General features: G+C 68.2%; 22 protein-coding genes. 11 read left to right on the forward strand and 11 right to left on the reverse strand.

All coding sequences use genetic code 11. The annotated features are described in order from the left end of the window. The first annotated feature begins 6 nt into the window (after window positions 1-6). Both lgt and HMPREF2924_RS25320 read left to right on the forward strand, forming a co-directional pair. Entirely contained in the window at window positions 7-807 is an 801-nt protein-coding gene (gene lgt / locus HMPREF2924_RS25315; RefSeq protein WP_003128900.1) for a prolipoprotein diacylglyceryl transferase, read from the forward strand. A 205-nt stretch (window positions 808-1,012) separates the two neighbouring features. Then, a complete protein-coding gene (locus HMPREF2924_RS25320) occupies window positions 1,013-1,807 on the forward strand; it encodes a thymidylate synthase (protein WP_003110588.1) in 795 nt (264 codons plus the stop codon). Window positions 1,808-1,833: 26 nt separating this feature from the next. Here HMPREF2924_RS25320 and HMPREF2924_RS25325 read toward each other — a convergent pair whose 3' ends face one another. The 3 genes from HMPREF2924_RS25325 to HMPREF2924_RS25335 are packed head-to-tail and all read right to left on the reverse strand — an operon-like array spanning window position 1,834 to window position 5,423. Beyond that, on the reverse strand, window positions 1,834-2,631 hold the full coding sequence (locus tag HMPREF2924_RS25325) for an FkbM family methyltransferase (protein WP_003112965.1): 798 nt from the start codon (window positions 2,629-2,631) through the stop codon (window positions 1,834-1,836). 34 nt (window positions 2,632-2,665) lie between these two features. Beyond that, complete coding sequence (locus tag HMPREF2924_RS25330) at window positions 2,666-4,045, reverse strand: GTPase/DUF3482 domain-containing protein (RefSeq protein WP_003110589.1); 1,380 nt, start codon at window positions 4,043-4,045, stop codon at window positions 2,666-2,668. Then, window positions 4,038-5,423 carry a DUF2868 domain-containing protein gene (locus HMPREF2924_RS25335; RefSeq protein WP_023094489.1) on the reverse strand — a complete coding sequence of 462 codons (1,386 nt, stop codon included), beginning with the start codon at window positions 5,421-5,423 and terminating at the stop codon, window positions 4,038-4,040. The genes HMPREF2924_RS25330 and HMPREF2924_RS25335 overlap by 8 nt, the downstream gene beginning before the upstream one ends. A gap of 191 nt (window positions 5,424-5,614) precedes the next feature. Between HMPREF2924_RS25335 and HMPREF2924_RS25340 the strand changes: the two genes are divergently transcribed. Continuing rightward, window positions 5,615-5,977 carry a hypothetical protein gene (locus HMPREF2924_RS25340; RefSeq protein WP_003084423.1) on the forward strand — a complete coding sequence of 121 codons (363 nt, stop codon included), beginning with the start codon at window positions 5,615-5,617 and terminating at the stop codon, window positions 5,975-5,977. Between the two features lie 36 nt (window positions 5,978-6,013). On the opposite strand, the gene HMPREF2924_RS25345 is transcribed toward HMPREF2924_RS25340, so the two are convergent. Further along, on the reverse strand, window positions 6,014-7,165 hold the full coding sequence (locus HMPREF2924_RS25345) for a glycerophosphodiester phosphodiesterase (protein WP_070700712.1): 1,152 nt from the start codon (window positions 7,163-7,165) through the stop codon (window positions 6,014-6,016). A gap of 209 nt (window positions 7,166-7,374) precedes the next feature. Here HMPREF2924_RS25345 and HMPREF2924_RS25350 point away from each other — a divergent pair, with 209 nt between their 5' ends. The 3 genes from HMPREF2924_RS25350 to HMPREF2924_RS25360 all read left to right on the forward strand — a co-directional run bounded on the left by HMPREF2924_RS25350 (window position 7,375) and on the right by HMPREF2924_RS25360 (window position 10,083). Beyond that, window positions 7,375-8,469, forward strand: a complete 1,095-nt coding sequence (locus HMPREF2924_RS25350; protein WP_003128916.1) for a hypothetical protein — start codon at window positions 7,375-7,377, stop codon at window positions 8,467-8,469. Next, window positions 8,466-9,506 (forward strand): hypothetical protein, encoded by a 1,041-nt coding sequence (locus HMPREF2924_RS25355; RefSeq protein WP_012613491.1) that lies wholly within the window; start codon window positions 8,466-8,468, stop codon window positions 9,504-9,506. Before HMPREF2924_RS25350 ends, HMPREF2924_RS25355 begins: the two co-directional genes overlap by 4 nt. A 70-nt stretch (window positions 9,507-9,576) precedes the next feature. Then, window positions 9,577-10,083, forward strand: a complete 507-nt coding sequence (locus HMPREF2924_RS25360; protein ID WP_003084430.1) for a dihydrofolate reductase — start codon at window positions 9,577-9,579, stop codon at window positions 10,081-10,083. 15 nt (window positions 10,084-10,098) lie between these two features. Here the strand turns inward: HMPREF2924_RS25360 and HMPREF2924_RS25365 are convergent, their stop codons facing one another. The 5 genes from HMPREF2924_RS25365 to pfpI all read right to left on the reverse strand — a co-directional run bounded on the left by HMPREF2924_RS25365 (window position 10,099) and on the right by pfpI (window position 16,300). Next, window positions 10,099-10,572, reverse strand: coding sequence for a metallophosphoesterase family protein (locus HMPREF2924_RS25365; protein ID WP_003102894.1), 474 nt, complete (start codon window positions 10,570-10,572; stop codon window positions 10,099-10,101). 138 nt (window positions 10,573-10,710) lie between these two features. Further along, complete coding sequence (locus HMPREF2924_RS25370; RefSeq protein ID WP_003084433.1) at window positions 10,711-12,096, reverse strand: nucleobase:cation symporter-2 family protein; 1,386 nt, start codon at window positions 12,094-12,096, stop codon at window positions 10,711-10,713. Window positions 12,097-12,325: 229 nt separating this feature from the next. Then, on the reverse strand, window positions 12,326-14,164 hold the full coding sequence (ilvD, locus tag HMPREF2924_RS25375) for a dihydroxy-acid dehydratase (protein ID WP_003084436.1): 1,839 nt from the start codon (window positions 14,162-14,164) through the stop codon (window positions 12,326-12,328). A gap of 327 nt (window positions 14,165-14,491) precedes the next feature. Then, the gene (locus tag HMPREF2924_RS25380; protein WP_003084438.1) at window positions 14,492-15,688 is read right to left on the reverse strand and encodes a class I SAM-dependent rRNA methyltransferase; all 1,197 of its coding nucleotides are present in this window, start codon (window positions 15,686-15,688) and stop codon (window positions 14,492-14,494) included. A 72-nt stretch (window positions 15,689-15,760) separates the two neighbouring features. Then, complete coding sequence (gene pfpI, locus HMPREF2924_RS25385; protein WP_003128919.1) at window positions 15,761-16,300, reverse strand: protease PfpI; 540 nt, start codon at window positions 16,298-16,300, stop codon at window positions 15,761-15,763. 216 nt (window positions 16,301-16,516) lie between these two features. On the opposite strand from pfpI, the gene HMPREF2924_RS25390 reads away from it, so the two are divergent. The 5 genes from HMPREF2924_RS25390 (at window position 16,517) to HMPREF2924_RS25410 (ending at window position 20,550) form a co-directional block, all read left to right on the forward strand. Next, window positions 16,517-17,341 (forward strand): HDOD domain-containing protein, encoded by an 825-nt coding sequence (locus HMPREF2924_RS25390; RefSeq protein ID WP_003128920.1) that lies wholly within the window; start codon window positions 16,517-16,519, stop codon window positions 17,339-17,341. 58 nt (window positions 17,342-17,399) lie between these two features. Next, complete coding sequence (mutM, locus tag HMPREF2924_RS25395; RefSeq protein ID WP_003102876.1) at window positions 17,400-18,212, forward strand: bifunctional DNA-formamidopyrimidine glycosylase/DNA-(apurinic or apyrimidinic site) lyase; 813 nt, start codon at window positions 17,400-17,402, stop codon at window positions 18,210-18,212. A 76-nt stretch (window positions 18,213-18,288) separates the two neighbouring features. Then, on the forward strand, window positions 18,289-18,867 hold the full coding sequence (locus HMPREF2924_RS25400) for a lysophospholipid acyltransferase family protein (protein ID WP_003084450.1): 579 nt from the start codon (window positions 18,289-18,291) through the stop codon (window positions 18,865-18,867). An 82-nt stretch (window positions 18,868-18,949) separates the two neighbouring features. After that, window positions 18,950-19,294: a hypothetical protein gene (locus HMPREF2924_RS25405; protein ID WP_003084452.1), complete on the forward strand. Its 345-nt coding sequence runs from the start codon at window positions 18,950-18,952 to the stop codon at window positions 19,292-19,294. Between the two features lie 269 nt (window positions 19,295-19,563). Further along, on the forward strand, window positions 19,564-20,550 hold the full coding sequence (locus tag HMPREF2924_RS25410) for a tetratricopeptide repeat protein (protein WP_003128921.1): 987 nt from the start codon (window positions 19,564-19,566) through the stop codon (window positions 20,548-20,550). Between the two features lie 112 nt (window positions 20,551-20,662). On the opposite strand, the gene HMPREF2924_RS25415 is transcribed toward HMPREF2924_RS25410, so the two are convergent. Both HMPREF2924_RS25415 and ggt read right to left on the reverse strand, forming a co-directional pair. After that, window positions 20,663-21,094 carry a hypothetical protein gene (locus HMPREF2924_RS25415; protein WP_003084454.1) on the reverse strand — a complete coding sequence of 144 codons (432 nt, stop codon included), beginning with the start codon at window positions 21,092-21,094 and terminating at the stop codon, window positions 20,663-20,665. Window positions 21,095-21,245: 151 nt separating this feature from the next. Further along, window positions 21,246-22,979, reverse strand: coding sequence for a gamma-glutamyltransferase (gene ggt / locus HMPREF2924_RS25420; protein ID WP_003128924.1), 1,734 nt, complete (start codon window positions 22,977-22,979; stop codon window positions 21,246-21,248). Between the last annotated feature and the right edge of the window lie 125 nt (window positions 22,980-23,104).

Genomic DNA, 23,104 nt, shown 5'->3' on the forward strand with positions numbered 1-23,104 from the left:
TTATCGATGCTGACGTATCCCCAGATCGATCCGGTTGCGCTGGCCATCGGCCCGCTGAAGATCCACTGGTACGGGCTGATGTACCTGATCGGGATCGGCGGCGCCTGGCTGCTGGCGTCGCGCCGGATGAAGCGCTTCGACCCGACCTGGACCAAGGAGCGCCTTTCCGACCTGGTCTTCTGGGTCGCCTGCGGCGTGATCCTCGGTGGCCGCCTGGGCTACGTGCTGTTCTACAACCTGGACGAGTACATCGCCAACCCGACGCTGATCTTCGAGGTCTGGAAAGGCGGCATGTCCTTCCATGGCGGTCTGCTCGGCGTGATGCTGGCGGTCTGGTGGTTCGGCAAGCGCCATGGCAAGAGCTTCTTCCAGCTGATGGACTTCATCGCCCCGCTGGTGCCCATCGGCCTGGGCGCCGGGCGCATCGGCAACTTCATCAACTCGGAGCTGTGGGGCAAGGTCAGCGATGTGCCCTGGGCCATGGTCTTCCCCAACGGCGGCCCGCTGCCGCGGCATCCCTCGCAGCTGTACCAGTTCGCCCTGGAAGGCGTGGCGCTGTTCGTCATCCTCTGGCTGTTCACCCGCAAGCCACGGCCGACCGCCTCGGTCTCCGGCCTGTTCGTGCTGTGCTACGGGATCTTCCGCTTCGTCGTCGAATTCGTCCGCGTGCCGGATGCCCAGCTCGGCTACCTCGCCTGGGGTTGGCTGACCATGGGCCAGGTGCTCTGCGTACCGATGGTGCTGGCCGGCATTGCCCTGATGGTCTGGGCCTACCGCCGCGACGCGGCGCAGCCGAAGACGGCCTGAGCCGCTTTTCGTGCCCGGGGCGGATAACGTCGCAGGCGTCATCCGCTCCGGGCAGCCGGCTTTCCGCGCCAGGGCGTGCATGGCTTGCGCCGGTCGCGCCGAACTGGCGATGCAGGCTCCGTCGCCGTAGACTTGGCCATCCTTCTGTCATCCCTCGGTGGGAGCCGCCACGTCGGCGCCGCACCGATATCGATCCGAGCCTCCGATGAAACAGTACCTCGACCTGATGCGCCACGTGCGCGAGCACGGCACCTTCAAGAGCGACCGCACCGGCACCGGCACCTATAGCGTGTTCGGCCACCAGATGCGCTTCGATCTGGCCGCGGGCTTCCCCCTGGTGACCACCAAGAAGTGCCATCTCAAGTCGATCGTCCACGAGCTGCTGTGGTTCCTCAAGGGCTCCACCAATATCGCCTACCTCAAGGAGCACGGCGTCTCGATCTGGGACGAGTGGGCCGACGAGAACGGCGACCTCGGCCCGGTGTATGGCTACCAGTGGCGCTCCTGGCCGGCGCCGGACGGCCGCCACATCGACCAGATCGCCAACCTGATGGCGATGCTGAAGAAGAATCCGGACTCGCGCCGGCTGATCGTCTCCGCCTGGAACCCGGCGCTGATCGACGAGATGGCCCTGCCGCCCTGCCACGCGCTGTTCCAGTTCTACGTCGCCGACGGCAAGCTCAGCTGCCAGCTCTACCAGCGTTCGGCGGACATCTTCCTCGGCGTACCCTTCAACATCGCCAGCTATGCCCTGCTGACCCTGATGGTGGCGCAGGTCGCCGGCCTGCAGCCGGGCGAGTTCATCTGGACCGGCGGCGATTGCCACCTGTACGCCAACCACCTGGAGCAGGCCGACCTGCAGTTGACCCGCGAGCCGCTGCCGTTGCCGAGCATGAAGCTGAATCCCGAGGTGAAGGATCTGTTCGACTTCCGCTTCGAGGACTTCGAGCTGGTCGGCTACGAGGCCCATCCGCACATCAAGGCACCGGTCGCGGTCTGACCCTTCGGCGGAGCCGTCGGCTCCGCTCAACCGAACAGGCGGCGGTACCAGGGAAGCGCGCGCCAGTCCCGCAAAGCCCGCTCCGCATCTTCTGCGCGTTGCAGCGCCTGCTCCAGGGCCTGCTCCAGCGGTGCGACCGGATGGCTCATGGCGTGGCCATGGCAGAGCTGGAAGTCGTCCAGCAGGTTCGGCGGTAGCGCGAAGGCGCCTTCCAGGCGGGCCTGTTCCTCCGCCAGGTAATAGCCGTTAAGGCCGTCGAAGTGGACGAAACGGTAGCCCGCGGCGAGCAGCGGCGCTTTCCACTCGGGGTCGTGGTCGAACGGAGTTTCCGCGAGGATCAGCCACGGGCGCCAGCGGTTCAGGTCGAGGCCGCGGAGCACCGCGCCTTCCAGCCCTTCGACGTCGATCTTGAGGAAGTGGATCGGCCCTTCGACATGGGCCGCGCAGATCGCGTCCAGGGTGCTGACCTTCACTTCGCGCGGAGTGGCCGTGCAGCCCTCGGCCTGGCGCTGGCGGGCTAGCTCGGGGTCCAGGGTGGAGAGACCCGAGGCGGCCATCTCGTAGAGCGTGGCGCGGCCTTCGCGCTCGCCAATGGCGAGGTTCAGGTTGAGGTCTTCCGGCCGTTCCCGCTCCAGCTCGCGGTGCAGGTGGGGCAGCGGTTCGATGTTGATGCCGCGCCAGCCGCGCTCGTAGAACGCCAGGGTGACCGAGTCGATCCGCGGGTGGTTGGCGCCGACGTCGATGTAGAACCCCCTGGGGAAGAGTTTCAGGGCCCGCCAGAGTCGGACGTCTTCCAGGTTCTGCGCGTAGGAAACGAAGGGCATGGGCCTACCTCTTGGGCGATCGTCGCCCAGTCTGTCATTCCCCGCGTCCGCTCTCCAGCAATTCGGCCAGCGCGTCGATCTGTTCCTGGCGGTCGCTGCCGCCCACCCGCCTGCCGTTCAGCGACGACCACTCCGGATGCGCGCGCGCCTTGCGCAGTGCTTCCGGCAGCTTGCCTTCGCGCCACTGCTTGTCCTCCGGGGTCTCCAGGCGGATCGCCTCGATCGCCGCGTGGCCGCGCGTTTGCAGGGCTGCCAGGAGCTGCCGTTGGCGCAGCGCAAGCAAGCGCAGCACGGCGTCGTTGACGGTCAGCTCGCGGGCGCCCTTGAGCTTGCCGAGCAGGCGCGAACCGTAGTGCCCGACGGTCTGCCAGGCGCCGCCAGCGAGGGCGCCGAGGGCGGCGGCGGCGCCAAGGGTGACGCCGCCCACCAGCAGGTCGATGCCGGCGCCGGCCGCGGCACCGGCCGCAACCCCGCCGCCGAGGCGGATACCGAGTTGGCGCAGGGTCTCCGGATTGAACAGATCGTCGCCCCAGCGGCCGTCGAGCAGCGGCAGGTCGGCGGCGCGGGCGTCGTCCCTGGCGAAGGCGTAGAGCCGCAGCAACGCTTCCACGCAGGCCTGCTCGCGCTTGCGCACCTGCTGGTGCAGGTCGCGGGTGGCTTCCTGCACGGCGCTTTCGCCGCCGGGCACCAGGCGCCGGCAGGCGGCGACGTCGACCAGCAATTCGGCGATCAGCCGTTGCCCGGCGCGCAGGCGCGCGGCGGCCTGGGTCTCATGGTCGGCGATCAGCCGGTCGAGTTGCGGCCGGGCGCGCTCCAGCAGCAGCGCCAGGCTCTCGTAGAGGCGCCGTTCGCCGTCCAGCGGCGGCGCCACGCTGTCGAAACGCACCAGGGCGTGCAGGCCCAGGCGAGCGAGGGCGGTGCGCCACTCCTCCTCGCGATGCTGCGGGCTGGCGACGAAGTTCAGCACCGGCAGCAGCGGCCGGCCGCAGCCGGCAAGCACCGCCAGTTCGTCGCGATACTTGGCCAGCACCGGTTCGCGGGCGTCGATCACGTAGAGCCCGGCATCGGAGGCGAGCAACTGGCGGACCACCTTGGCTTCCTGTTCGAAACGCCCGCGCGCTTCGTTGCTGTCCAGCAACCGCGCCATGCGTTCCGGGCCATCGAGACGCTCGCCGGGGCGCTCCAGGGCGTCCAGGTAGTCGAGCAGGGCGATGGCGTCTTCCAGGCCGGGCGTGTCGTAGAGTTCCAGCAGCGCTTCGCCGTCCACCGACAGCCTGGCGCCCTCGACGTGGCGGGTGGTGCTGGGGCGATGGGAGACTTCGCCGAATCCGCGGTCGCGAGTCAGGGTGCGCAGCAGCGAGGTCTTGCCGGTATTGGTGTGGCCGACCACGGCCAGGATCAGCGGCTCAGTCATGGCCGGTCTCCAGCCAGGCCAGCGGCGAGGTCTCGCCGTGCGGCAGTTGCAGGCGCTCCAGGGCGGCGTGCCAGTCGCCCAGGCGGTCGCTGTCGAGCGCTTCGCCGGGCGGAGCCTGGAGCAGCCAGATGCGGGTGCTGGCGGCGCAGCGGGCGAGTTCGCCGAGCAGTGTCAGGGTGCCACGGTCCGGCGAGCGACGCGGGTCGCAGGCGATGGCCAGGCGCGCCGGCGGGTAGCGGGTCAGTTGTTCGAGCAGGCGACGGCGCTGCTGGCCGTCGTCGAGGATGCCGGCGTCGGCGACGCCTTCGGCGAGCTTCGGCGGCCAGGGCCGGCGATCGTCCAGCTCCACCGCCACCAGCACCGCTCCGGCGGCTTCCTGGCCGGACTGGCCGCCCTGCGGCTCCGGCAGCCAGTCCGGCGCAGCGTCGCTGACGCCGAGGCGTTCGCTGGCCGGCATCAAGCGTTCGCGCAGCAGGCTGTAGCCTGGGTCGTCGAGGTCCAGGTCGAGGTCGGCCAGGCCGCGTTTCCAGCGCCACAGGCAGAACAGACCGAGCAGCGCGCGCGGCAGGACCCCATAGACCAGCAGTACGCCTACCAGCCAGCCGGCCCAGGCGTGCCGTGCGGCTTCGCTGGCCAGGACGGCGTCGCCGCTGGCGCGGATCAGCTCGGCGTCCGGCAACGGGAAGCCAAGCAACGCCGGCAGGGCGCCGAGCGCCTGGGTAAGGGTGATGAAGGTATCGCTGCCGAGAATGGTGGTTTCCCAGACGAAACCGTAGCGGCGGGTCGCCAGCAGGCCGAGGAGCATGGCCAGCGCGGTCAGCAGGCCGAGCAGCCAGAGCCCGTGGACCAGCGCGCCGAGGCCCCAGCGAGCCAGCCGGCGCCGGCCGAGCAGGACCAATAGCGCCGGCGCCAGGTGCGCGGCGCGAGCATCGCGCGCCAGCTTGCCGCTGAGCCACAGCCAGAGCCGGCCGAGCGCGCCCGCGGCCTCGCCGCCGGCGAGCAGGCCGAGGGCCCAGCCGAGCAGGGTCAGCAGGTGCAGGCCGAGGAGGCTGGCCAGCGCCCAGAACACGTTGACCGGGCGCTGGCCGTCGCCGAGCGCGGCGAAGGCCAGTCCGGCGCCGCTGGCCAGGGCCAGCACCAGCAGCAGGGCCAGCGCCAGCCGCGAACCCTGGCGCCAGGTCCGCTGGGCGTCGAGCAGGCCCTCGCGGCGGCCCAGCCAGTGGGCGCGGGTGAGAATACGGCGCGGCAGGGAACCGCCCTGGGCCAGCGCCTGGCGAAGCGCCTCGCTGTCTTCCAGCGGACCGGCCTGCTCCTCGCGCAGGCGAACGGCCTCGGTCAGCCAGAGGGCGTCGAGGCCGGGATGCGTCGTGTGACTCAAGTCACCTCCTGTGTCGATTTCCCTGCCGAGCGTGAATCGTGCCCGGCCAACGGCGTCTGATCAGCGCCAAACATAGCAAAAAGCGCCCCGGCGGCTCATGCTGGCTTGCCAGCCGGGTGGCGGCGGGGTGTGGGATTTTGACTGGCGCCGTGGCGAAAGCGTTCGGCGCCGGTAGCGAGAGGAACACTGAGATGAAGGTAGTACGCCGATACCCCCTGGCGCTGTTGCTGGGGATGGCGGGCGCGCTGGCCGACGAGTTGCCCGATGGCTCCTTGCTGCAACGCTATGGCGTGCAGGCCGACCAGTTGCCGACCCTGGCGGCGGATCCGCCGTCGCGCAAGGAGGAGAAGGAAACGCCGTCGCGCTTCCGGGTGGAGCCGGAGCAGCCCTTGGTGACCTTTGGCGTCAAGGACCACAAGGGCGTGGAACCCACCGGCAACCCGTCGATCGACGCCATGCACGAGCGCGATCGGCGGATCTGCCGGAACATCAGGCGGCAGGCGCTGGAGAAGGGCAAGGCACAGCCCTTCGACGGCTACATCGAGTGTCCATGAGGCCGGCGCCCGCGTACGAGCGCCGGTCGGGCCGCGTCAGCGCTGCTCGCGCAGGCGCACGGCGACGTCCGGCTGGTCGCTGAACAGGCCGTCGATGCCGGCGTCGAGGTAGGCCCTGATCTCGCCGGCCAGGTCGCCGCGCGACTGTGGGTTGCCGTCGGCGCTGCGGAACTCCGCCGGAAGGAAGCTGTTTTCCGCGCGGAAGGTGTAGGGATGCACCTTCAGCCCGGCGGCGTGGGCGTCGCCGACGAAGCGGGTCGGCTGGCCGAGGTTGCCGTTGGCATCGCGGGGAATCACGTAGCTCTTGTCCGGACCGACCCCGTAGGCGTAGCGCGCCACCTGGCGCAGGTCCTTGGCGGTGGCCATCTCGGCGTAGGTCAGGCTGCCGCCGCTGGCCTGCTGGTCGTAGGGCTGGCCGCTGCCGTAGAGCTGGACCAGGCGGATGCCGGTGAGGCGCTTGAGTTCCTTCAGGTTGTTCACCTCGAAGGACTGGATGAATACCGGCGCGCGCGGACCGAGGTAGCCGTTGCGGTGCAGGGTCTTCACCAGCGGGCGTTCCATGGCCAGGCCGAGGCGCTGGAAGTGGGTGCCGTGCTTGATCTCGGGGTACAGGCCGATGGTGCGTTGCTGGCTGATTTGCAGGCTTTTCACCAGGTCGATGATCTCCTGCAGGGTGGGGATCTCGAAGGTGCCGTCCAGGCGCGCATTGCCCGGGCGGATCGTGGGGATGCGCTCGATGGCGCGCAGGGTCTTCAGTTCGGCGAGGGTGAAGTCTTCGCTGAACCAACCGGTGAGTTCCACTCCGTCGACTTTCTGCGTGCGCTTGCGGTCGGCGAATTCCGGGTGCTGGGCGACATCGGTGGTCAGGCCCAGCTCGTTGTCGTGGCGGGCGACCAGCTTGCCGTCGCGGGTCATCACCAGGTCCGGCTCGACGTAGTCGGCGCCCATCACCACCGCCAGGGCGTAGGCGCCCAGGGTGTGTTCCGGTACGTAACCGCTGGCGCCCCGGTGGGCGATGACCAGCGGCGAGCGTTCGTGGCCGGCCGGGTGGCGGACGGAGGCCTGGCCCTGGGCCCAGTCGATGGCGCGTTGTACGTTGCCGGTGTCGGCGTGGGCGGCGCTGGCCAGGCCAGCGGCGAGCATCAGGCAGGCGGCGCCGAGGTGGCGGCGCAGGAAGGCTGGTTGCATGACGGGTCCTCGTCGGCGATTCGGGAGTGTTCCAGTCCAGCAGAGTGACGCAGCCAGGTGATACTTCTTTGCCCGTTTCGCGACATTCCCGTGACAATCGCCGCCAGCGTGACGACGTCGGCGTTTTCCCGGCCAATCCAACGAAAGGGGCGGACGGCCGGGGCAGGGTATAGGGTGACGGCGCTCGCATAACAATAAGAGGATCGGTGATGGCTTCCGCGCAACCTGCCTCCGCGTTTCCCTGCCTGTCGTTGCAACTGGCCTGCCTGTTGCTGGGCGCCTGGCTGGCCTTCGATGCCCACGGTGGCGGCCAGGCCGTGGCGCCGCCGGCCCGTGTCGAAGCGCGTGTGCCGACGGCCGCTACCGATGACTGGGGGCGCCAGCCGGACAGCCTGATGAGCGCCGTGCCGCCGCGTACGCTGGAGGCGAGCGTCGGCGCCCGCGGCTCGGGATCGGCGAGTTCGCGACTGTGGATCGCCGATACCGACTTCCGCCTGCACGACGACATCGGTTTCTTCATCCAGCGCATGCTGATCCGCATGGAACCGACTCGTCCCGGCGCGCCCTTGTCGCTCGACGATCCGACGGCGATGGTGGCGCGGATCCAGGCCGGCGAGATATTCGTCAGCGACGCCACCCTGGCGACCCTGCTCAACCAGGACCTCGCCGCGTCCCGCGCGGCCGTGCGCAACCTCAGGATGAACACCCGCAAGGACGGCCAGGAAGTGCGTGGCGAGTTGTTGCGCAAGGGGCGCTGGCGGCCGCTGCGGATGCTCACCGAGATCGAGCTGAGCGGTCCGCTGGAGGTGACCCTGGTACCCCGGCGGATCTTCGTCGACGGGGTCGAGGTCACTTCGTCGCTGGCGGCGGCCTCGATCGAGATGTCCGAGGTGCTGAAGCTGAAGACCCGGCACATGGAGCTGGTCGGCAACCGCATCCGCGTCGACCTCGACGGTTTGTTCCCGCCGCCGCGCCTGGACTTCCGCGTCAGTCGCCTGGCCCTGGCCGACGGCGGCATGCAACTCGCCCTCGGCGACTCCCTGGCCGACCTGCAATGGCCGGCATTACGGGCGCCGGACAGCTACATGTTCATCGAGGGCGGCGATATCAAGATGGCGCGCACCGTGCTGGTCAAGGCCTACGCCCTGTTCACCAGCCTCAGCCCGGGGCAGCCGCTGCTGTTCAATCTCTACGACTACCGGCGGCAACTGCAGAACGGTGTGATCCGCCTGCGCGAGGACGGCATGGTGCAGATCGCCGTGTCGCCAGTGAAGGCGCCGGCGCCGCTGGAGGCACGGCTGTGAGCCGGCGTCCGTGGGGCGTGCTGCTTGGCTGGTGCCTGTTGGCGGCCAGCGCGGTCCAGGCCGAAAGCGCCATCGACCGGCAGCAACGCGAACTGGCCCTGCTGCGCGAGGGCTGGTACCGGCAGGTCCCGCCGGCGCCGGTGCCGCTGCCCATGCGTACGGCCGGGCCGGCGGATTCCGGCCAGGATGGCGTCGGCATACTGCTGCGCAACGTGGACATGTACCTGCGCGGCAACATCGGTTTCCACGTGCCCGAGGTGAAGGGCTGGCTGGTGCCGAACCGGGCCGGCCAGCCGGTGGACTTCGACCGCCCGCAGGACATGCATTTCCAGGTGATGGAGGGTGAGGTGCTGCTCAGCCCGCGGCAGCTGGCCAACCTGTTCAACGAGCACATCCTCGCCTACGACGGGACCATGTTGAAGGACTTCCGCATGAGCAGTGCGGCGGGACGCCTGGAGGTGGAGGGGCGGGTGCGTCCGCTCGGCGTAGGGCCCTGGCTGCCGCTGCGGCTGGGCGGCGGCGTGGAGGTGGACGCGGCCAGCGGCGCGCTGGTCTATCGGCCCGACCAGTTGAAGGTGATAGGTCTGCCGCTGTACGGGGCGATGAGCCTGGTCGGCCTGCCGATGTCGGCGCTGGTCAGCCTCGATCGGCCGGGGGCGAGCCTGGTCGGCAGCGCCATGCGCCTGGACTACCGCAAGGTCTTCCCGCTGCTGGGCATCGATGGCCACGTACAGGAGGCCTGGCTCGACGACCAGGGGCTGCACCTGCGTTTCTCCCAGGCGCCCGGCCAGCCGTCGCCGGTGTTCAGCCCGCCGGCCGCGGCGGGCCCATCCTTCCTCTGGCTACAGTCCGGCGACCTGAAGATCTTCGAAATCCTCATCACCTACGCCCAGGTGCTGCTGAAGACCGAGACCCCGGACCAGGTGCTGACCTTCAACCTGCAGGACTACCGCAAGGTGCTGGCGACCGGCACCACCCAGGTCAACGAGGATGGCACCTTCTTCATGCAGGTGCCGCCGTATGCCAATCCCTTGTAGGCCGGGCCTGGAGTCCGCCGGCGCGAGTGTTTATCCTCGCGCCTTTGTCCTTCCACGATGAGGTAACCCCATGGCACGACCGCTGGCGATGATCGCCGCCCTTGGCGAGAACCGCGCGATCGGCATCGACAACCGCCTGCCCTGGCGCCTGCCGGCCGACCTCAAGCATTTCAAGGCGATGACCCTCGGCAAGCCGGTGATCATGGGGCGCAAGACCTGGGACTCGCTGGGTCGGCCGCTGCCGGGCCGGCTAAACCTGGTGGTCAGCCGCCAGGCCGGCCTGGCACTGGAGGGTGCGGAAGTGTTCGCCAGCCTGGACGCCGCGCTGGCGCGCGCCGAGGCGTGGGCGCAGGCGGAGGACGCCGACGAACTGATGCTGATCGGCGGCGCCCAGCTCTATGCCGAGGCCTTGCCGCGCGCCGCGCGTCTCTACCTGACCCGGGTTGGCCTGGCGCCGGAGGGCGACGCCTTTTTCCCCGAGATCGATGGCGCGGCCTGGCGCCTGGCGTCGAGCATCGAACACGCCGCGGCTGACGATGCGCCTGCCTACGCCTTCGAGGTATGGGAGCGCCGCTGACGGTTCCAGGCGGGGTCAGAGGGTGATCAGCTCCGCCTCGATCTTCTTCCCCGCCACTTCCAGCACGCCGATCCCGATCGGCAAGCTGAAGCGCCGCGGTCCGGCGCTGCCCGGGTTGAGGTAGAGCACGCCGTCGCGCTCTTCCTTCAGCGGCTTGTGCGAATGTCCGGCGACCACCACGTCGATGCCTTCGGCGGCCGGGTCGAGGTCGAGTCGCTTGAGGTCGTGCAGTACGTAGAGGGTCAGCCGGCCGATCTTCAGCAGCAGGCGCTCGGGGATGTCCGCCGCCCAGTCCTGGGTGTCGTTGTTGCCGCGCACCACCGAGAGCGGCGCCAGGCGTTCCAGCTCGGCGAGGATTTCCGGCTTGCCGATGTCGCCGGCATGGATCAACTGGTCGCAGCCGCGCAACCGTTCCAGCGCCTCGGGCCGGAGCAGGCCATGGGTGTCGGCGATCAGGCCGATGCGCAACGGGCGGCGGGACTGGGGCATGGGCGCGGGTCCGGGTTGCGGGACGGAAGAGGGTGGCCGACGGGCATGGCCATGCCGTCGATCATACCCAACCATTGGCCGGGTACGAAAACCCTTCGGCGAAAACCGCGACGCCACCCGGAGGTGGCGCCGCGCCTATCAGTGTGCGGCCTTCTGGACCGGGCTTTCCGGCAGGAACCAGTTCAGCAGCAGGGCGCAGATGCCGCCGGTGGCGACCCCGGATTCCAGCACGTTGCGCAGCGCCGCGGGCATGTGCGCGAGGAACTCCGGCACCTGCGAAACGCCCAGGCCGAGGGCCAGGGACACGGCGATGATCAGCAGGGCGCGGCGGTCCAGTTGGATGCCGGCGAGGATGTTGATGCCCGAAGCGGCCACCGCGCCGAACATCACCATCGCCGCGCCGCCCAGTACCGGTTCCGGCACCGCCTGGATGACCCCGGCGACGCTCGGGAACAGGCCGAGCAGGACCAGCATGGCGGCGATCCACAGGCCGACGTAGCGGCTGGCCACGCCGGTGAGCTGGATCACCCCGTTGTTCTGGGCGAACACCGAGCTGGGGAAGGTATTGAAGATACCGGCGAGGAACGAGTTGGCGCCGTTGACCAGCACGCCGCCCTTGATCCGCTGCATCCACAGCGGGCCTTCCACCGGTTGCTTCGACACCTTGCTGGTGGCGGTGACGTCGCCGATGGCTTCCAGGGAGGTGACCAGGTAGATCACCAGCATCGGGATGAACAGCGGCCAGGAGAAGTCCAGGCCGAAGTGCAGCGGGGTCGGTACCTGGAACAGCTCGGCCTGGTGCATGCCGGTGAAGTCCAGGCGGCCGAGGTAGCCGGCCAGCGCGTAGCCGACGGCCAGGGCGATGACGATGGCGCAACTGCGCATCCATACCACCGGGATGCGATTGAGCACCACGATGATGCCCAGCACCACGCCGGACAGCAGCAGGTTCTCGCCGTTGGCGAAGGTGCCGTTGGACATCGCCGAGAAGCCGCCGCCCATGCTGATCAGGCCGACCTTGATCAGGGTCAGGCCGATCATCAGCACGACGATGCCAGTCACCAGCGGGGTGATCAGCCGCTTGACGAACGGCAGTATGCGCGAGATGCCCATCTCGACGAAGGAGCCGGCGATGACCACGCCGAAGATCGCCGCCATCACGCTTTCCACCGGCGTGCCCTGCTTGACCATCAGCGCCCCGCCGGCGATCAGCGGGCCAACGAAGTTGAAGCTGGTGCCCTGGACGATCAACAGTCCGGCGCCGAACGGGCCGAAGCGCTTGCACTGGACGAAGGTGGCGATGCCGGAGATCACCAGCGACATCGACACGATCAGATTGGTGTCGCGCGGCGATACGCCCAGCGCCTGGCAGATCAGCAGGCCGGGGGTAACGATCGGCACGATGATCGCCAGCAGGTGCTGGAGGGCGGCGAGCAGGGCGATGGGAGCGCTGGGACGGTCGTCCAGGCCATAGACCAGGTCGTTGCGGGCGCTGGCGTCCGACGGGCTTTGCAGGGAACTCATGGTGGCGGTCCGGGGAAAAAGAGCGCGATTTTACTGGGCGAACACGGTCTCGCCCAGGCCTGGCTGCGCCGCATGTCGGCGGATAACGCCGGTGGCGTATGCGCCCTACGGTTGGAGCGTGGGTGAGCGGTAGGGCGAATGACCGCTTGCGATTATCCGCCATTCGGCGCGCGCACGCGTGAATGAAAAAGCCCGGCGCGGGACCGGGCTTTTTTCGTCGCGGGACGATTCAGCCGTCCAGCAGTGCCTTGTTGCGTACCGCGCCCTTGTCGGCGCTGGTGGCGAGCAGGGCGTAGGCCTTGAGCGCGGTGCTGACGCGGCGGGCACGCGGCGCGGCCGGCTTCCAGCCCTTCTTGTCCTGTTCGGCGCGGCGTGCGGCGAGTTCTTCGTCGCTGACCAGCAGGTTGATCGAGCGATTGGGAATGTCGATCAGCACCTTGTCGCCGTCCTGCACCAGGCCGATGGCGCCGCCGGCGGCGGCTTCCGGGGAGGCGTGGCCGATGGACAGGCCCGAGGTGCCGCCGGAGAAGCGTCCGTCGGTGAGCAGGGCGCACTGCTTGCCCAGGCCCTTGGACTTCAGGTAGCTGGTCGGATAGAGCATTTCCTGCATGCCCGGCCCGCCCTTCGGTCCTTCGTAGCGGATGATCACGATGTCGCCGGCCTTCACCTCGTCGCCGAGGATGCCTTTCACCGCGGCGTCCTGGCTTTCGAAGATCTTCGCGCTGCCTTCGAACACGTGGATCGACTCGTCGACCCCGGCGGTCTTCACCACGCAGCCGTCGAGAGCGATGTTGCCGTAGAGCACGGCCAGCCCGCCTTCCTTGGAATAGGCATGCTCGACGCTGCGGATGCAGCCCTCGGCGCGGTCGTCGTCCAGGCTCGGCCAGCGGGTGTTCTGGCTGAACGCGGTCTGGGTCGGGATGCCCGCCGGACCGGCCTTGAAGAAGGTGTGCACGGCTTCGTCGCGGGTCTGGGTGATGTCCCACTGGGCGATGGCGTCGGCCATGCTCGGGCTGTGCACGGTGGGGACGTCGGTGTGCAGCAGGCCACCGCGGGCCAGTTCGCCGAGGATGGAGAAGATGCCGCCGGCGCGATGCACGTCTTCCATGTGGTACTTCTGGATGTTCGGCGCCACCTTGCACAGTTGTGGCACCTTGCGTGACAGGCGGTCGATGTCGCGCAGGTCGAACGGCACCTCGGCCTCCTGGGCGGCGGCCAGCAGGTGCAGGATGGTATTGGTCGAGCCGCCCATGGCGATGTCCAGGGTCATGGCGTTCTCGAAGGCCTTGAAGTTGGCGATGTTGCGCGGCAGCACGCTGTCGTCGCCTTCGCCGTAGTAGCGCTGGCAGAGTTCCACGGCCAGGCGCCCGGCGCGCAGGAACAGTTGCTCGCGGTCGGCGTGGGTGGCCAGGGTCGAGCCGTTGCCCGGCAGCGACAGGCCGAGCGCCTCGGTCAGGCAGTTCATCGAGTTGGCGGTGAACATGCCGGAGCAGGAGCCGCAGGTCGGGCAGGCGCTGCGCTCGTACTCGGCGACCTTCTCGTCGGAGCAGGAGTCGTCGGCGGCCACCACCATGGCATCGACCAGGTCCAGGCCGTGGCTGGCCAGCTTGGTCTTGCCGGCTTCCATCGGCCCGCCGGAGACGAACACTACCGGGATGTTCAGGCGCAGCGCGGCCATCAGCATGCCGGGGGTGATCTTGTCGCAGTTGGAGATGCAGACGATGGCGTCGGCGCAGTGGGCGTTGACCATGTATTCCACGGAGTCGGCGATGATCTCCCGGCTCGGCAGCGAATAGAGCATGCCGTCGTGGCCCATGGCGATGCCGTCGTCGACGGCGATGGTGTTGAATTCCTTGGCCACGCCGCCGGCCTTCTCGATCTCGCGGGCGACCAGTTGGCCGAGGTCCTTCAGGTGCACGTGGCCGGGCACGAACTGGGTGAAGGAGTTGGCGATGGCGATGATCGGCTTCTTGAAGTCTTCGTCCTTCATCCCGGTGGCGCGCCAGAGGGCGCGGGCGCCGGCCATGTTGCGGCCGTGGGTGGAGGTTTTCGAGCGGTAATCGGGCATGACGATTTCCTGCGGCTAATCAGGTTCGGGTTATGACTGTATCGTGAGCGTCGAAGGAACCGGATGCAAACGGGGAATAGCCGAGTGTACGGAGTTGGCCGGGGTCTGAATGGGGTCACCATTGGCGACGGCCTGGGCTCACTGCCCGCCGGGGGATGATTGGCGAGGAATGCCCGGATTCTAAGCCCAGAGCGGGCGAATGGGGAAGGCTGGCGGTCGGCGGAGCGGCGCGTCGCGACCCGGCTGGCGTCTTGCGCCGCCCGTCGCGCCATGAGAGGCGGTGGCCGTAGGGCGGATGAACGCAGGCGCTCATCCGCCGGGACGGGCTCAGCCGTTGGGCAGCAGCCGGCAGGTCAGGCTCTTGATGTAGCGGGTTTCCGCGATCGCCAGGTGCACCGGATGGTCGGGGCCCTGGCCGCCGCGCTCGAGCAGCTGGATGTTGCGGTCGAGATGGCGGGCGCTGCCGATCAGGATGTTCTGCAGGTCGTCCTCGGGCAGGTGCATCGAGCAGGAGGCGCTGACCAGGATGCCGTCCTTGCTCAGCAGGCGCATGGCCTGTTCGTTGAGACGGCGGTAGGCGGCCTCGCCGTTCTTCAGGTCCTTCTTGCGCTTGATGAAGGCCGGCGGGTCGGCGATCACCACGTCGAAGCGTTCGTCGGCGGCCTTCAGCTCGCGCAGGGCCTCGAACACGTCGCCCTCGACGCAGGCGACCTTCTCCGCCACGCCGTTCAGCGCCGCGTTGCGCTCGACGCCGTCGAGGGCGAAGGCGGACGCGTCCACGCACATCACTTCGCTGGCGCCGAAGGCGGCGGCCTGGATGCCCCAGCCACCGATATAGCTGAACAGGTCGAGGACCCGCTTGCCCTGCACGTAGGGCGCCAGGCGCGCGCGGTTCATGCGGTGGTCGTAGAACCAGCCGGTCTTCTGCCCGGCCAGCACCGGCGCCTCGAACTTCACGCCGTTCTCTTCCAGCGCGACCCACTCCGGCACTTCGCCGTAGGCGTTGGCCACGTAGCGCTCCAGGCCCTCGGCGTCGCGCGCGCTGGAGTCGTTCTTCCAGAGCACGGCGGCGGGCTTGAGCACCTGCAGCAGGGCAGCGAGCACCTCGTCCTTGCGCAGTTCCATGGCCGCGGACGCCAGTTGCACCACCAGCACGTCGCCGAAGCGATCGACCACCAGGCCGGGCAGCAGGTCGGAATCGCCGTAGACCAGCCGGTAGAACGGCTTGTCGAAAAGCCGCTCGCGCAGGCTGAGGGCGATGTTGATGCGATGAACCAGCAGTGATTTGTCGAGAACGTGCTTGGTATCACGGGAAATGAGGCGGCCGCAGATGAGATTGTTCGGGCTCAGCGCGACGATGCCCAGCGGCTTGCCGTTGGCCATTTCCAGCACCGCCTGGTCGCCGGCGGCGAAGGCATTCAGCGGCGTCGCGGCGACATCCACCTCGTTGCTGTAGACCCACAGGTGGCCGGCGCGCAGGCGGCGCTCGGCGTTGGCTTTGAGACGCAAGCTGGGCAGGGTCATGGGAAAGGCTCCGGCAAAAGAGCGCGATTATAGCGCAGCGACGGGATTCGCCGCTGCGCGAACGCGGGCCGTTCAGCCGGCGAGGATTTCGATGAATCGACGGTTGAAGGCCGGGATGTCTTCGGGTTTGCGGCTGCTCACCAGCTTGCCGTCCACCGCTACCTCCTGGTCCACCCAGTGGCCGCCGGCGTTGTTGATGTCGTCCTTGAGCGACGGCCAACTGGTCAGGGTACGACCCTGCACCAGTCCGGCGGAGATCAGCAGCCAGGCGCCGTGGCAGATCACCGCCACCGGCTTGCTCGCCTGTTCGGCGCGGATCGCCAGTTCCTGGGCCTTGGCCAGGCTGCGGATCTGGTCGGAATTGACCACCCCGCCGGGCAGCAGCAGGGCGTCGTAGTCGTCCAGGCTGGCGTCTTCGAAGGTGCCGTCGACGCGGAAGGCGTCGGCTGGCTGGTGATGGTTCCAGCCGCGCACCTCGCCGGCCTTGTCGGAAAGAATCCTTACCGTGGCGCCGGCGTCTTCCAGGGCTTTTTTCGGACCGATCAGTTCGATCTGTTCGAAACCGTCGGTCACCAGGGCGGCGACGACCTTGCCGTGCAGGGATTGGGTCATGGCGTGTCTCCCGATATCGGATGGGGGTATACATTCCGACCCTGGCGGCTGCGGGAAAAGTTCCATGCCCGTTGCCTGGCGCCGCTTTTCCGGCAGAAGCCCGCCCCATGGCGGGGTTCTCCGGGTAAACTGCGCACACCGTCAACTTTCGCCCCCGCCCTCATGGTCCAAGAACTCACCGCCGAGCAGATCCGCCAGGCCCTGCAAGGCATCAGCGTGCCGCCGCAACCCCAGATCATGGTCGACCTGCAGATGGAGCAGGTCATGCCCAATCCGGACCTGAAGAACATCGCCAGGCTGATCAGCCAGGACCCGGGCCTTTCCGGCGCCCTCCTGAAACTGGTGAACTCGCCGTTCTTCGGCCTGGCCAACCGCATCACTTCGATCCAGCGCGCGGTGAACCTGCTGGGCAGTCGTTCGGTGATCAACCTGATCAATGCCCAGTCGATCAAGGGCGAGATGAGCGACGACACCATCGTCACCCTCAACCGTTTCTGGGACACCGCCCAGGACGTGGCCATGAGCTGCCTGAGCCTGGCCAAGCGGGTCGGCTACGAGTCGGTGGACGAAGCCTACGCCCTCGGCCTGTTCCACAACTGCGGCATTCCGCTGATGCTCAAGCGCTTCCCGCACTATATGGCGGTGCTGGAGGAGGCCTATGCCGCCGCCAGCGACGAGCGCCGGGTGGTGGACACCGAGAACCGCGTGCTGAACACCAACCATGCGGTGGTCGGCTACTACACCGCGCGCTCCTGGCGCCTGCCGGAGCACGTCTGCGAGGCGATCGCCAACCACCACAACGCGCTGTCGATCTTCGGCGACGAGTCGGCCCGCGACACCCAGCTGAAGAACCTACTGGCGATCCTGAAGATGGCCGAGCACATCTGCGGCTCGCACCGGATTCTCGGCAACCAGCCGGAAGACCACGAGTGGAACAGCATCGGCGCGCTGGTGCTGGACTACGTCGGGCTCACCGACTACGACTTCGAGAACCTCAAGGGCTCGATTCTCGAGCTGGGCGTCGGCCAGGGCAGCTACTGACTGGCCGCGCCGCGGCGCTTCCTGCTAAGGTGCCGCGGTCAACCGGATTGCTGCCGCCATGCCCGAACTACCCGAAGTCGAAACCACCCGCCGGGGCATCGCCCCCTACCTCGAAGGCCAGCGCGTCGAGCGCGTGATCGTGCGCGAGCGGCGGCTGCGCTGGCCGATCCCCGAAGACCTGGACGTGCGCCTGTCCGGACAACGCATCGTCAGCGTCGAGCGCCGCGCCAAGTACCTGCTGCTGGGCGCCGAGGCCGGTACGCTGATCAGCCACCTGGGCATGTCCGGCAGCCTGAGGCTGGTGGAGAGCGGCACCCCGGCCAGTCGCCACGAGCACGTCGACATCGAGTTGGCCTCGGGCATGGCCCTGCGCTACACCGATCCGCGGCGCTTCGGCGCCATGCTCTGGAGCCTGGCGCCACTGGAACACGAGCTGCTGCGCAACCTCGGCCCGGAACCGCTGACCGACGCTTTCGCCGGCCAGCGTCTGTTCGAGCTGTCGCGCGGGCGGAGCATGGCGGTCAAGCCGTTCATCATGGACAACGCGGTGGTGGTCGGGGTCGGCAACATCTACGCCAGCGAAGCGCTGTTCGCCGCCGGCATCGATCCGCGCAAGCCCGCCGGGAGCATCTCCAAGGCGCGCTACCTGCGCCTGGCGGAGGAGATCAAGCGGATCCTGGCGATCGCCATCGAGCGCGGCGGCACCACCCTGCGCGATTTCGTCGGCGGCGACGGCCAGCCCGGTTACTTCCAGCAGGAATTGTTCGTCTATGGCCGTGGCGGGGAGTTCTGCAAGGTCTGCGGCAGCACCCTGCGCGAGATCCGCCTAGGCCAGCGCGCCAGCGTGTACTGCCCGCGCTGCCAACGCTGAAGCGCCGCGCCGCGCATACTCTACCGCCACAAGAAGGGCCGCCACGGTGAGCGGCCTGCCATAAGAAAGGTGCACGATGTCCGGCAATTACCTGCCTCGCAACACCCTGGTCGAGTCGCTCGGCCATGCCATGCTGAAACTCTCCGGCTGGAAGATCGAGGGCCAATTGCCCGCGCTCGACAAGTTCGTGGTGATCGGCGCCCACCACACCTCGAACTGGGACTTCGTGGCCTTCCTTGCCGCCAAGTTCGTCCTGCGCCTGAACGCCCGCTGGTTCGGCAAGCACACCCTGTTCAACGGCCCGCTAGGCGGCCTGATGCGGCGCTGGGGCGGTATCCCGATCCAGCGCCACCTGAAGCTGAATACCGTGGACCAGGCGATCCAGGCCTTCCGCGAGCACCGTGAGTTCATGCTGATCATCGCTCCGGAAGGCACGCGCAAGAAGGTCGACCGCTGGCGCATGGGCTTCTACCACATCGCCCGTGGCGCCGGCGTGCCGGTGGTGCCGGCGGCGCTGGACTACGAGAACCGGCGGATCGTCATCGGCGAACCCTTCTGGCCGACCGGCAACGAGGACGCCGACCTGTGCAGCCTGATTGGCTTCTACCGGCCGTTCATCCCGAAAAAGCCGCACTACGCATTCCTCGGCGATTGAAGGCGGTCACGCTGGCACTACCCGCAGCGCTGTTATAGTTAGGCGATATCTGCCCAACCAAAAACCAGAAAGGACCGCCTCCATGAACCTGTTTCGCACCACCGCGCTCGTGCTGGCGCTGACCACCGGGCTCTCGTCCATGCCCGCGCTGGCGGATGCCGTGCAGGAAAACGCCAGCGGCGACCCGATGTACACCGTCGAAGCGCCCCCCGCGTACGCCATGATCGGCGATCTGCTCATCGCCCGTCCCTTCCTGATCGCCGCCACGGCCGTCGGGGCGGTGGCCTTCGTGGTCAGCCTGCCGTTCACCGCGGCCAGCGGCAGCGTCGGCAAGGCCGGCCAGGCGCTGGTGGTCGATCCGGGCAAGGAAGCCTTCGTCCGTTGCCTGGGCTGCACCACCAGCGGCTATAACCACGACGAAAGCTGAGTTTCCAACGGAATGAAAAAAAGCCGGTCATCGACCGGCTTTTTGTTTTCTCGATGCATTGCAGGGGGCACGGAGATTGGGCTAAGTCTTTTCTTCCGCCACGGCAGGCGGCAGCTATAGCGCCGCATCGGCCGATGACAGATGTTCCGCACGGACCGTTCGCGGCACTTGATCGGACTCTCCGATGGTGACACTGTCCTGCTGACCAGCAAGGTCACAAGGTCGACCAGGGGTGGCCGACCGGCTCAACCAAGATAAGGATTTCGCGTATGTTCAGTCAGTGGGTGTTCCTGTCCGTCCTTGCTCTTGCCGTACCCTCGTTCGCCTGGGCGGAGGACGCGGTGTCCGACCTCGCCAAGGAGCAGTCCAAGGCCGAGCAGGGCGACAAGCGCGGCGATGAACTGTTCGCCGAATTCACCCGCCTCCGCCAGGCCGCCGAGACGGGGGAGCCGCAGGCTCTGTTCGATTTCGGCGCCTACTTCTACCAGCAACAGAACTACGCCAGCGCGCGCGAATGGTGGGGCAAGGCGGCCGCTGCGGGGATGGTCCGCGCGCAGATCCAACTGGCCATGCTCTATCGCGATGGTGACGGCGGGCCACAGGACAAGACCGAGGCGGCACGCTGGTTCCGGAAGGCCGCGGAGCAGGGGGATGCCGCCGCCCAGAATGAAATGGGCGTTCTCTACTGGAGAGGCGAAGGGGTCGACCAGGACCGGGTGAAGGCCGGGACCTGGTTCGAACGTGCGGCGGCCAGCGGTAGCGAAGACGCCGAAACCAATCTGGGATGGTTCTACCTGGACGACTCGCAAGGCGTCTATTCCGCCACTTCAGACGAGGAAGCCGCCCTGCTGGACCGTTATGCCGGCAGCCGGGAAAAGGCCTTCCAGTGGTTCTGCAAGGCTGCGACCCAGGGAGATACCCGTGCCCAGTTCAAGGTGGGCGAGGCCTACTGGAACGGTTCCGGTGCCGGGATGAACAAGCTGCAAGCACGGCTCTGGCTGGAAAAGGCCGCACAGCAGCAGGATGCGGATGCCATCGCCTGGCTGGAGAGCGCCGCGAACGCAGCCTGGTACACCCGCCTGGAAAACTGGATTCACGCTGCGCTGGATGGAGAGCTGTCCGGCGTCGCCGACTGCTCCGGTGTCGCCGATCGCCGGCACTCCGGCCGAGGCATGGAGGGCGCCTCGTCTGAACCGGAGGCGGTGGAAGCCAGTGCGGAGGATGCGCAACAGGCGGCTGAAGCGGCGAGCCAGTGAGGCCCGCCGCCTGGATTGCCAGCCGGACTCGTCGGCGAGACGTCTACGCGTGGGCCGGGGCGCCCTGTCGGTCGAGGAGGACCCGGCCGGTCATCGATCGGCTTTTTCTTGTTCAGGGGGTGTAGCGGTATTTCGTTTCCACGTCCTGGCGCTTCCGCGCCAGCGTGGCGCCGTCCAATGCGCCGTTGTCGGCCAGCCGTTGCAGTTCGTCGAAGTCGCGCTGGCGCAGCTTCTCCAGGTGCACCCGGGTCGCGGTGTAGTTGATGCGCTGGGATGCGTCGTAGCCGCTCACCGGGTCCCAGAGGATCGACAGCGGCCAGAACAGCAGGTTGACCACCCCGAGTCCGTAGGAACGGCCGTAGAAGGAGCCGCCGCCGGGGAGCAGGCCGAGGGCCGCGCCGGTGCCGGGGGATTTCTCGATGACCGCCAGGTTGCGGGCTTCGTAATACTCAAGTTCGGCCGTCTGCTGCGAGTTGAGGCCGCTGGCGCAACCGCTGGCGAGGGCGAGGGTGGAGGCGATCAGGAGGGGACGAAACAGCGACATCGGGTTTCCTTGCTTTTGATTATCCAGTATCCGTGTGAGCCGCCTGCGCGGCGGCGCGCAAGCTAGCATGGATGGATGTCAAAAGGCCATCATCGATCGCTGGTATCCGCGTTTTTGAGCGCTGTCTCTCGTTTCGCCGCTCTCCTGGGGTTCAGTGCGCCTGGGGCTGTGCCTGCATCTCCGGGGAAAACGCCGAATAACCGATCCCGCGCGGGTCGCTGGCGGCGTCGACGCGGCCGCTGCGCTTGTCCCAGTAGAGCACCTGCTGGTTGCCGTAGCTGCGCTCCAGGCGTTTGAGCTGATAGCCGCGCCGGCGCAGTTCGGCGGCCTCGGCATCGCTGAAGGCGCGCGGTTCGTACTCGACGACGTCCGGCTTGTACTGGTGGTGGTAGCGCGGCGCGGCGACCCATTGGCCGACCGGGCGGCCGTCGAAGTACTGCAGCATGGAGATCAGCACCATGCTCGGGATGCGGCTGCCGCCAGGGGTGCCGAAGGCGGCGAAGTCGGTCGGGCTTTCCAGGAAGCTCGGGCTCATGCTCGACAGCGGGCGCTTGCCGGCCGCCACCGCGTTCGCCTGGCTGCCGGCCAGGCCGTAGCTGTTGGCGCCCTGGGTGTCGGCGGCGAAATCGTCCATCTCGTTGTTCAGCACCACGCCGGTACCGGGAACGGTGAAGGCGGCGCCGAACGGCAGGTTCACCGAGAGGGTGGCGGCCACCGCGTTGCCCTGGGCATCGATCACCGCGAAGTGGGTGGTGTGGTCGCCTTCGCGCCAGGCCGGCGCCTCCGGCAGCGCCGAGCTGGGCGTGGCGCGGCGCGGGTCGATGCTGGCGGCAAGGCGCTTCAGGTAGTCCGGCGCCAGTAGGCTGGGTAGCGGGTTGGCGACGAAGTCGGGGTCGCCGAGCAGGCCTCGATCGCGGTAGGCACGGCGCAGGACCTCCAGCACGTAATGGGCGCGCTGTACCGGCTCGGCCTTCTGCCACGGCAGCTGTTCCAGCATCTGCAGGCTCTGTGCCAGGGCCACGCCGCCGGCCGAGGGCGGCGGTGCGCTGATCAGTTCGCGGCCGTTGGCCAGCTTCACCTCCAGCGGGCGGCGTTCGATCACCCGGTAGTCGCGCAGGTCGGCCGCGCTCCAGATGCCGCCGCCGGCGCGGACCCCGGTGAGCAGCTTGTCCGCTGTCTCGCCTTCGTAGAAACCGATCCGCCCGTAGCGCCCGAGGCGTTCCAGGGTACGTGCCAACTGCGGTTGGCGGAGCAGGTTCCATTCGTCGGGGATTCCGCCCTTGTCGAGGAAGATCCGCGCGGTTTCCGGGTCCTTGCGCATCGCTTCCAGGCGCATGGCGGCGCGGTCACGGTAGATCCGGTCGACGGATACGCCATCCACCGCCAGGCGGATCGCCGGCACCAGGTTGTCGGCCAGGGGCTTGCGTCCGTAGCGGCCGCTCAATTCGACCAGCGCCGCCGGCAGGCCGGGGATCGCCGCCGCCAGCGGGCCGTCGACGGACAGCCTGGGGTCGACCTTACCGTTGCGCCGGTACATGTCGGCGTAGGCGGCCTTCGGCGCGCGCTCGCGGGCGTCGAGGAAGCGATAGGTCGGCTGCGCGCCGGCCTGGCGCAGAAGGAAGAATCCACCGCCGCCGAGTCCCGAGCCGTAAGGCTCGGCTACCGCCAGGGCAGCGGCGATGGCCGCCGCGGCGTCGAAGGCGTTGCCGCCATTGGCCAGGGTTTCCAGGCCGGCGACGGTCGCGGCCGGATGTGGCGTGGCGACGGCGGCCTGCTGCGGTGCGTGGGCGTCGCCGCGAAAGCTGTCGGCATGCGCCGCGAGGCTGAGCAGGGACAGGCCGCAGGCGGCGACCAGGGTACGGACGGGCAGGTTCAGGAAGGACATGGCGGCTCACTGTTCAGCGGCGTTCGCGGGACGGGACCGCGAACGCCTCAGACTGGATTGCCAAGGATAGCCAAAAGCGCGTCGGACGGGGCGCGAACCGTCCCTGAAGGACAGGCGCCGGCGGG

The organism is Pseudomonas sp. HMSC063H08, assembly GCF_001813645.1.
In the GTDB taxonomy this organism is placed as follows: Bacteria; Pseudomonadota; Gammaproteobacteria; order Pseudomonadales; family Pseudomonadaceae; genus Pseudomonas; species Pseudomonas aeruginosa.

What these genes read in the sequence shown, in the direction of transcription:
- ilvD (WP_003084436.1), bottom strand. Translation starts at nt 14,164, where the DNA reads ATGCCCGATTACCGCTCGAAAACCTCCACCCACGGCCGCAACATGGCC.
- HMPREF2924_RS25320 (WP_003110588.1), top strand. Translation starts at nt 1,013, where the DNA reads ATGAAACAGTACCTCGACCTGATGCGCCACGTGCGCGAGCACGGCACC.
- lgt (WP_003128900.1), top strand. Translation starts at nt 7, where the DNA reads ATGCTGACGTATCCCCAGATCGATCCGGTTGCGCTGGCCATCGGCCCG.
- HMPREF2924_RS25360 (WP_003084430.1), top strand. Translation starts at nt 9,577, where the DNA reads ATGGCACGACCGCTGGCGATGATCGCCGCCCTTGGCGAGAACCGCGCG.
- HMPREF2924_RS25365 (WP_003102894.1), bottom strand. Translation starts at nt 10,572, where the DNA reads ATGCCCCAGTCCCGCCGCCCGTTGCGCATCGGCCTGATCGCCGACACC.
- HMPREF2924_RS25345 (WP_070700712.1), bottom strand. Translation starts at nt 7,165, where the DNA reads ATGCAACCAGCCTTCCTGCGCCGCCACCTCGGCGCCGCCTGCCTGATG.
- HMPREF2924_RS25415 (WP_003084454.1), bottom strand. Translation starts at nt 21,094, where the DNA reads ATGTCGCTGTTTCGTCCCCTCCTGATCGCCTCCACCCTCGCCCTCGCC.
- HMPREF2924_RS25410 (WP_003128921.1), top strand. Translation starts at nt 19,564, where the DNA reads ATGTTCAGTCAGTGGGTGTTCCTGTCCGTCCTTGCTCTTGCCGTACCC.
- HMPREF2924_RS25380 (WP_003084438.1), bottom strand. Translation starts at nt 15,688, where the DNA reads ATGACCCTGCCCAGCTTGCGTCTCAAAGCCAACGCCGAGCGCCGCCTG.
- HMPREF2924_RS25340 (WP_003084423.1), top strand. Translation starts at nt 5,615, where the DNA reads ATGAAGGTAGTACGCCGATACCCCCTGGCGCTGTTGCTGGGGATGGCG.
- HMPREF2924_RS25350 (WP_003128916.1), top strand. Translation starts at nt 7,375, where the DNA reads ATGGCTTCCGCGCAACCTGCCTCCGCGTTTCCCTGCCTGTCGTTGCAA.
- HMPREF2924_RS25405 (WP_003084452.1), top strand. Translation starts at nt 18,950, where the DNA reads ATGAACCTGTTTCGCACCACCGCGCTCGTGCTGGCGCTGACCACCGGG.
- HMPREF2924_RS25325 (WP_003112965.1), bottom strand. Translation starts at nt 2,631, where the DNA reads ATGCCCTTCGTTTCCTACGCGCAGAACCTGGAAGACGTCCGACTCTGG.
- pfpI (WP_003128919.1), bottom strand. Translation starts at nt 16,300, where the DNA reads ATGACCCAATCCCTGCACGGCAAGGTCGTCGCCGCCCTGGTGACCGAC.
- HMPREF2924_RS25400 (WP_003084450.1), top strand. Translation starts at nt 18,289, where the DNA reads ATGTCCGGCAATTACCTGCCTCGCAACACCCTGGTCGAGTCGCTCGGC.
- mutM (WP_003102876.1), top strand. Translation starts at nt 17,400, where the DNA reads ATGCCCGAACTACCCGAAGTCGAAACCACCCGCCGGGGCATCGCCCCC.
- HMPREF2924_RS25330 (WP_003110589.1), bottom strand. Translation starts at nt 4,045, where the DNA reads ATGACTGAGCCGCTGATCCTGGCCGTGGTCGGCCACACCAATACCGGC.
- HMPREF2924_RS25370 (WP_003084433.1), bottom strand. Translation starts at nt 12,096, where the DNA reads ATGAGTTCCCTGCAAAGCCCGTCGGACGCCAGCGCCCGCAACGACCTG.
- ggt (WP_003128924.1), bottom strand. Translation starts at nt 22,979, where the DNA reads ATGTCCTTCCTGAACCTGCCCGTCCGTACCCTGGTCGCCGCCTGCGGC.